This window comes from Thiomonas sp. TH-17 (assembly GCF_057473305.1).
The window spans coordinates 1-7,403 of the sequence record NZ_JBYCKI010000254.1 but is presented as its reverse complement, the minus strand read 5'-3'; the positions used below and the strand labels follow the sequence as shown (position 1 = coordinate 7,403).

At 58.9% G+C, this 7,403-nt stretch carries 3 protein-coding genes; all 3 read right to left on the bottom strand.

Annotated elements, in window-relative coordinates; translation table 11 throughout:
• Window positions 1–1,127, bottom strand: a 1,127-nt coding sequence (locus AC2VLV_RS14885) for an EAL domain-containing response regulator (RefSeq protein ID WP_486990727.1), incomplete at its 3' end; no start/stop codon positions are given.
• On the bottom strand, window positions 1,124–5,758 hold the full coding sequence (locus AC2VLV_RS14880) for a GAF domain-containing protein (RefSeq protein ID WP_486990726.1): 4,635 nt from the start codon (window positions 5,756–5,758) through the stop codon (window positions 1,124–1,126). The genes AC2VLV_RS14880 and AC2VLV_RS14885, both read right to left, overlap by 4 nt.
• 771 nt (window positions 5,759–6,529) lie before the next feature.
• Window positions 6,530–6,994: a hypothetical protein gene (locus AC2VLV_RS14875; protein ID WP_486990725.1), complete on the bottom strand. Its 465-nt coding sequence runs from the start codon at window positions 6,992–6,994 to the stop codon at window positions 6,530–6,532.
• Between the last annotated feature and the right edge of the window lie 409 nt (window positions 6,995–7,403).

Sequence of the window (7,403 nt, the reverse complement as noted above, 5' to 3'; positions counted from 1 at the left end):
TCGCACCCGATCGAGGTGATGTACTCCAAGGTCTCGAGATCCTCGACGCCTTCAGCGACCACGCGAAGCCCCAAGCTCTTGCCCAGCTCCACGGTGGATTTGGTGACCGCCCGCGCTTCTGATGACGTACTGCAGACTGCCACGAAGGATTTGTCGACTTTGATCTCTGAAAAGGGCAAGCGAACAAGTTGGACCATGGAAGAGAAGCCCGTGCCAAAGTCGTCGATGGACAAGTGGCATCCCTTCATGCGCAATCGCGTCAGCAGAGCCAGTGAATTGACGGGATCTTCCATTGCGCTGCTTTCCGTCAGCTCGAGAATCACGCGAGCAGGGTTCACTCCTGACGCATCACACAGCCCAAAGAGTCGGTCTGCCACGTGCTCATCGATGAGGCTCTTGGCAGAGATATTCAGCGACAGCGTTATATCAGGTGAAGGAATGTTCATCACGAACCAACGCAGTGCCTGCTCGAACACTTGCTCGGTGAGCGCGTCAATCAATCCAAGCGATTCCATCATCGGGATGAAGCGATCCGGCATGATGATAGTAGAAGGGTCGGGGGCCCAACGGACCAGCGCCTCGAAACCCGCCAGTGCCCGCGAGGCACAGCTAATCTTGGGCTGGTATGCCAACTGGAATTGGCGCTGTGCAAGGGCGTTGCGCAAACCCTGCTCGGTTACCTCGAATGGATTGGATTTATGCCCCGTGTGAGAGGCGTGAGCGACAATTGGAATGGATTGGCGTGACAAGAGTAAGCGAAGTGTCGCCGGCGAAAAGGGCTTCGACAGTACATCGACAATGCGCAGTCCTTGGGCTGCAGCTGCGCGACGTGCCGAGTCAAGCACCTTGCCGCCGACACCGCTGGTGATGATGATGTTCGCTTGGCAGCCGCACTCTGCTAGAAGTCGCATTGTTTCGACCCCGTCCATCTCGGGCATCACCAGATCGATGGCAATGTGAGTCGGGTGCCATTCGTCGACCGCGGACAAGAATGCTATGGGGCTTGTAAATGATCGCACCGCGAATCCCATCGACTCGGCAATCAATGCGATCGTCTGTCCAACCGCGTCGTCATCATCGAGAATGAGCAAGCGACGGTGCGCGGTATCTACGGAGCTGATGGTCATGACGACTCCTTGGAAAGGGCCGCGCTCACCTTCTGCGCCAGATCTGCGCGTGAGTATGGCTTGCTGAGAAGATGCACTCCCGGGTCCAACCGTCCGCGATGGATGATGGCGTTTTTGGTGTAGCCCGATGTAAACAAGACACGCAAAGCAGGACGTAACACGGTGGCAGCATCGGCGAGCTGTCGACCATTCATACCACCTGGCATGATGACGTCCGTGAAGAGCAAGTCGATGGCGGCGTGCTCGCGAATCATCTGCAGGGCGTCCGGACCGTTGCAAGCCGTCATCGTTCGATAGCCCAAACCACGCAGCTGGTCTTCCGCAAAGCGGCGCACCAGCTCGTCGTCTTCGACAATCAGGATGGTCGCCTGCCCTTGGGGTAGGTGTGGCGTAGTTGATGGGTTGATCTGCGGTGCTTGATGCAGAGCGCGCGGTAGATACATCTTGATCGTCGTGCCTTCGCCTGGTTCGGAATAGATCATGATGTGGCCTCGCGACTGTTTGACGAAGCCGTAGACCATGCTCAACCCCAAGCCCGTGCCCTTGCCCATTTCCTTGGTAGTGAAGAACGGCTCGAATACCCGCGGCAAGTCTTCCGGTGCAATACCGCATCCCGTATCCGAGACAGCGACCAGCACGTACTGCCCCGGCTCGACCTCTGCATGCTGACCGGCATAGTTCTGATCGATCCACGAATTGGTGGTCTCGAGCGTCAGTTGCCCCCCCTCTGGCATGGCGTCCCGCGCGTTCAAACACAGATTCAGCAAGGCGCTTTCGAGCTGTGAAGGATCAACCATGGCGTTCCACAGGCCTGCACCCTGAATGAACTCGAGCTCTAGGTCGCCACCCAGTGTTCGGCGCAGAAGGGAGCCCATGCGCTTGATCAGCGCGTTGACTTGGACCACTTGAGGTTCGAGCGCCTGACGCCGTGCAAAGGCCAAGAGGTGATGAGTCAATTCAGCTCCACGCTGCGCAGCCGATCGAGTCATTTCGGCCAGCATCAGCAGTCGCGGCTGATCACGGAGCTCTTCGGCGAGCATCTCCGCATTACCCAGCATGACCGTTAGCAGATTGTTGAAATCGTGCGCTACACCCCCGGTCAGCTGGCCAATGACCTCAAGACGCTCAGAGCGCTCAAGCCGTTCTTCCATGGCCAGCTTGTGGGTGATGTCCGAGATGATGGCAAAGGTTGATTGAGGCATCCCGCGCTCATCGCGGATCAGTGTCGCGCGGATCTCCACGGTGATGAGACGCCCATCCTTGCGCCGATGTTGGACACGACCGTTCCATTCACCGTCTTGGTGAATACTGGCCATGATGGTCTCGAATACAGACGGATCCGGGTAGACATTCTCGACATTAACCTGGCCACGCAACTCGTCGAAACGCCAGCCATAAATTCGCTCTGCACTCTTGTTCCAGTAGGTGATGCGCTGCTCGAGATCGCGCACTACGATGGCATCCTGCGCCTTGTCGAGCAACGACGCCTGCTCACGAAGGCGGATTTCGACCCGCTGCCGTTCGACTTCAGCCATGGCGCGTGCGCCGAAAATCCTGAGCGTCGAGGTGATGAAGTCGGCGTTCTGCACGTGCTTCCTGAAGATCACAAAGAGCAAGCCCAGCGGCTTGCCGTCGGATCCATCGATGCGCCTGCCGACATAGGCTTTCGCACCAAGACGACTCAGAGATGCTGAGCTTGGAAACTTGACGGCTACCTCGTCAGGGACAACGCACTCCTCTTCATGGCGAAAGGTCTCGCACGGCGTGCCCTCGAGAACATAGTCGAAATTGTCCTGGATCTGCCCATCAACAACCGCGATGATCGTTCGAGCGGTCAAAGGCTCCCCCGACAAGAACCGTGCAATGAATCCCGCATCGGCTCCGACGGCTTCGGTCATGGCGCGGGCCAACTCTTCGAAGAAGCCTCCACTCGCGCCCGTCGAGATGGCTGTTGCGATACGCGTCACCGAAGCAATCATCCGGCGTCGATCCTCACGCGCACGCCTGAAGGCAATGCCATATGCAAGGTTATCCGCAAGTTCTTGGAGAAGTGCGGCCTCATCCAGAGTGACCGCCAGCGGCTCGGCTGCGTACATGGAAAGATGTCCGTACGTCCGACTGCGGGTGCGCAAGGGCAACGAGCATGTTGCGCGGAATCCATGGCGCTGTGCCGCCGCCAGCCAAGGCGAATAGGCCGGATCGCGCGCCAGATCCGTGACTACGACCGGGCGCCCCTCGCGAATGGTTCGCCCCGATGCCCCTTGTCCGTTGGGATCATCTGCGGCCCAACTGATCTGTATGCCGACCAGGTACGCAACACCTTCGCCAGCCGATGCCATCGGAACAACCGACTTCGCCTCGTCGTCCATGGCATAGCCCACCCAGGCCATGCGATAGCCACCTTCCTCGACCACGATGTGGCAGATCATGTCGAGCAGCGCCTGCTCGCTGTCGGTACGGATCAGTGCTTCGTTGCATCGGCTGAGCATGCGTTGAGCACGCGCGACGCGTTGAAGCTCGCGCTCAGCGCCGACACGCTGCGTGACGTCGTTGGCAAGCACGAGCCGTGCAGCGTGCCCATCGAAAATGATGTCATCAGATGAAATCTCAACATCAATCAACTCGCCGCTCTTGAGCCGGTGTTTCCACAGCCCCCAGTGCACTTGGCTCGGCCCCGCTGTCTGTAATGCGCTGACGAGCCGTTCGACTTCTTCTTCAGGGCGAAGGTCGGAAATGCGCATCGCCAGGAATTCGTCCCTGGAGTAGCCATAGCGCTTGATCGCTGCCGTGTTGACCGACTTTATTTCGAGGCTGTCACGCTCGTAGACCCACATGGGATGTGGATTCTGGTTGAACAGCAAACGATATTCCGCCTCCGAGGCCCGGATGTGCTCGGCGGACTGTTCGCGCTGAACTGCGGCACTCAACGAGTCCAGAAGAATTTGCAGATTCGCGGCGTCACTTGCAGAGAAGGCAGCCGGTCGAACCGAAAGCGCTGAAAGCACGGCGATGACTTGTCCGCGTGCAACCAACGGTGCACAAATGACCGATCGGACACCGAGAACGCGACAGGCTTGCTGATCGACACGCGCATCAACCTCGGTGTCATTACAGATCTGGGGCTCTCCGGTGCGCGCAGACGTCAATGCAAGATTTCCATCCGATGTGAGCCGCATGCCGATGTGCGGCATCGCGATGCCGGCCACTGCGCTGTAGGCCAAAGTGCCAGCCTCTTCAAGGCTGATGGCGCCACCCTCAGCACCCGTGAGCTCCATGGCGCGCTCTGTCAGTAACGTCATCACGGCATGTAGCCCGCCCACTGACTCTGCAATCTCGCGCTGGGTACGAACAATGAGGGCCTGGACTTCGGACGCGCGCTGCGATTCGGCCTGAGCTCGTTTAAATTCGGTGATGTCGCGTTCGACCGACACCCAATGCGTGAACCATCCTTGGGCGTCAGCGATAGGCACGATATCCAGCTCCAACCAGAATGGTTCGCCGGACTTGGTGTAGTTGATCAGCTCTGCCCTGACTGGTTTCCACGCCAGCAATGCCGTACGAATCCGATCAAGCTCTTCACGCTGGGTCAGCGGCCCCTGCAGAATCCGCGGCGTGTTGCCGATTACTTCTTCTGCCGTATAGCCTGTCCTACGCGTGAAGGCATCGTTGACGAATACGACCTTTGGTCCGGGCGCCACCACAGGCTCTGCTTCTGTTATGACGATCAAATCGTTGAGATTGGCAACGCACGTCTGCAGCAACTTGAGGTGTTGTTCCGCGTGATGTAGCTCAATGGCAAAACCGGTGATCTGTGCGCATGCGCTCGCAAGTTCCAATTCATCGGACGTGGGCTCGTGAGGTTCTCGGTAATAGTTCGCGAAGGTGCCTACAACGCGGTCTGTGCTCGCCAAGATGGGGATAGACCAGCATGCCCGCATACCTTGGCTGATCGCGAGTTCGCGCCATGTCTCCCAAAGCGGGTCCGTTGCAATGTCAGCAGCAATGACCGTTCTACGCTCGTAGGCAGCCGTTCCGCAGGCGCCTCGCCGCGGTCCAATTTCTGCCCCCTCGAAGGCCTCGATCATGGCGTGTGGAAATGCCGTGGATGCTCCGTGATGCAGATGCCTGCCGCCTTCGTCCAGCAACATCACTGTGCTGATCGAGGCGGGATACTGGGATTCGACCAAGCGCACGACAGCGCCCAGCACTTCGTCGAGTGGAGCACCCTGCGCAATGCGCTCGAGCACCCGCATCCGCGAGCCCATGAGAAAGTCCTTTCGGCGCCGCGCTGTGATATCCCTCAATGTCACCAGTTGCGCACTTGTCTCACCCCACCGAATCTCGACGGCCTGGGCTTCCAGGGTCAGCGCATTCGATCCCGACAAGACATCGATCTCGACCGTCGAATCCGAAGTCAGTGGATGTGTGAACCTTGAACCGATCAACACGCCCGTGACAGGATCCAGCAGCTGCGTTGCCGCGCGGTTAGAGTAAAGAATGCGGCTGTTGGAATCGACCACCAGAAAGCCGGTGGGGCATCGATCAAGAATCTCGCGCGATGCTTCTGCCAAAGGCATGAGGATGCCCTGGGCACGGCGAGATCCAAAAAGCTTTTTCAGTCTGTCAAGCAAGGCAACACTCCTCACTCAAGTCTGAACGCATTCATGCTGGTGCTGGCGTGAGTTGATCGTTGACCAGCTCTGCGCGTTCCATGATGATCAGCCTGTGCCGTCGATGCGCAACGCCATATCAATCGGTTGTGCCGTGGAACCATGGTCAGCCCCCTGTGTCCGTCAACCGACGTGTGATCGACGTCTTGTTGGCCCTGGCGTACTCGAGTGCTTCTTGCTCAAGCCTGGTCCCTACCTCACTTGGTAGCGGTGGCGCGGCCATCAGCAGTTCTGGTTCATCGCGCGCGCCTCGGTGATGGCTGCATGAGCGGCCGTATGGCGGACTCGACTGCTACCGGTTTGATGGACTTCAAGCGGTAATGCCAGCGTCGGTACCGGATCGACATGCGAGCTTCAGGCGCATGGTCAACTGGCTTGCGACGCTGGTCAAGTTGGCCGGCGAGACGGATCAAGGTGATGGCGAGGCTTGGTCAGCAGGCTGGCAAACTCAATCAAGGCAGCTCCGCCCGCAAGCCCCACCGCGCCACCACATAAGACATCACCCAGCGCACTGCGACGGTGTCGCGCGTGATCGGCTTGCCCAGATTATCCACGCACTTGATGCGCATGCGCGGTACCGGCTTGGTGTCGCCGCCGCGATCCCGCAACGCCACCGAGCTGCGACGGACCTCGACCCGCTGCGTGCCGAGTCGCCGAGCCGCCCTGCCCGCTCGATCTCGGCATCATCGGCCAACGTCATGCACCCGCGCTCGCTCCGGAAAATCCACTTATTCAATTTTGGATCGGCCTCAACACCTCGTCATCAATGTCGAGTCGGGCGGGTACCCATCGCTGATGCAATGGGTTCCACAACGAGCCCTGGCGATTGGCCGCGCTCAGGTTGACACGCAGCGCCTTGGGCAAGGTCGAGTCATCGTCATGACTGGTGGAGCCGTCGCACACCACGATCACTCCGGTGCGGACTTGTCGCTCCAGCAGATATTCGATCGCAAAGTCCACGTAGAGCGGCACGATGTTGCAATCCAGCACATCCAACACGATCGTGGCATTGGATGTCGCGCCACGGTCTACCGCCTCGATCAGCGTCGCCAGCATGCTGCCCAACGCCTGGATATCCATGGATGCCAGATCCCGCATCCGTGGGCAAGCAATGCGATAGACCGTACCCGCGGCACTCGGCGCGGACAGCGTCTCGACGTTGAACCCACCTTCGGCACTCGAACCACTCAAGGTCATGCGTCACCTCATACGGCCCTTGATCGATGCCACTTAAGCCGGGCATCTGCAATGGCGCGACACATATGCGCGGTGAGCTCATCCTGCTGCAACGTTTTGCAAACCGTCGTGACGACAGCCACACGATCGCGATCGCTCTGCATGGGGGCAATCTGCAGGGCGTGTCGCAGTTCCAGATTGACATTGTAAACCTAGGTCAGAGGACGCTCCAGGGCACGACGCAAATGGCGTAGATCGTCTCGAATACACCACTGATCATTTAGATCTCCTTGGAAGTCTGCTGTGGATCAGTTGCGACGTGATTGTTTCGCGCTGGCGAATCACTACCTCTTTGCACAGGTCGCCACGCTCGTGGTGCTAGGCGCACCCGCGCTGGCGGCCCGCTTCTTCGACGGGCATCTGGCGCTTG

What these genes read in the sequence shown, in the direction of transcription:
- AC2VLV_RS14875 (WP_486990725.1), bottom strand. Translation starts at nt 6,994, where the DNA reads ATGACCTTGAGTGGTTCGAGTGCCGAAGGTGGGTTCAACGTCGAGACG.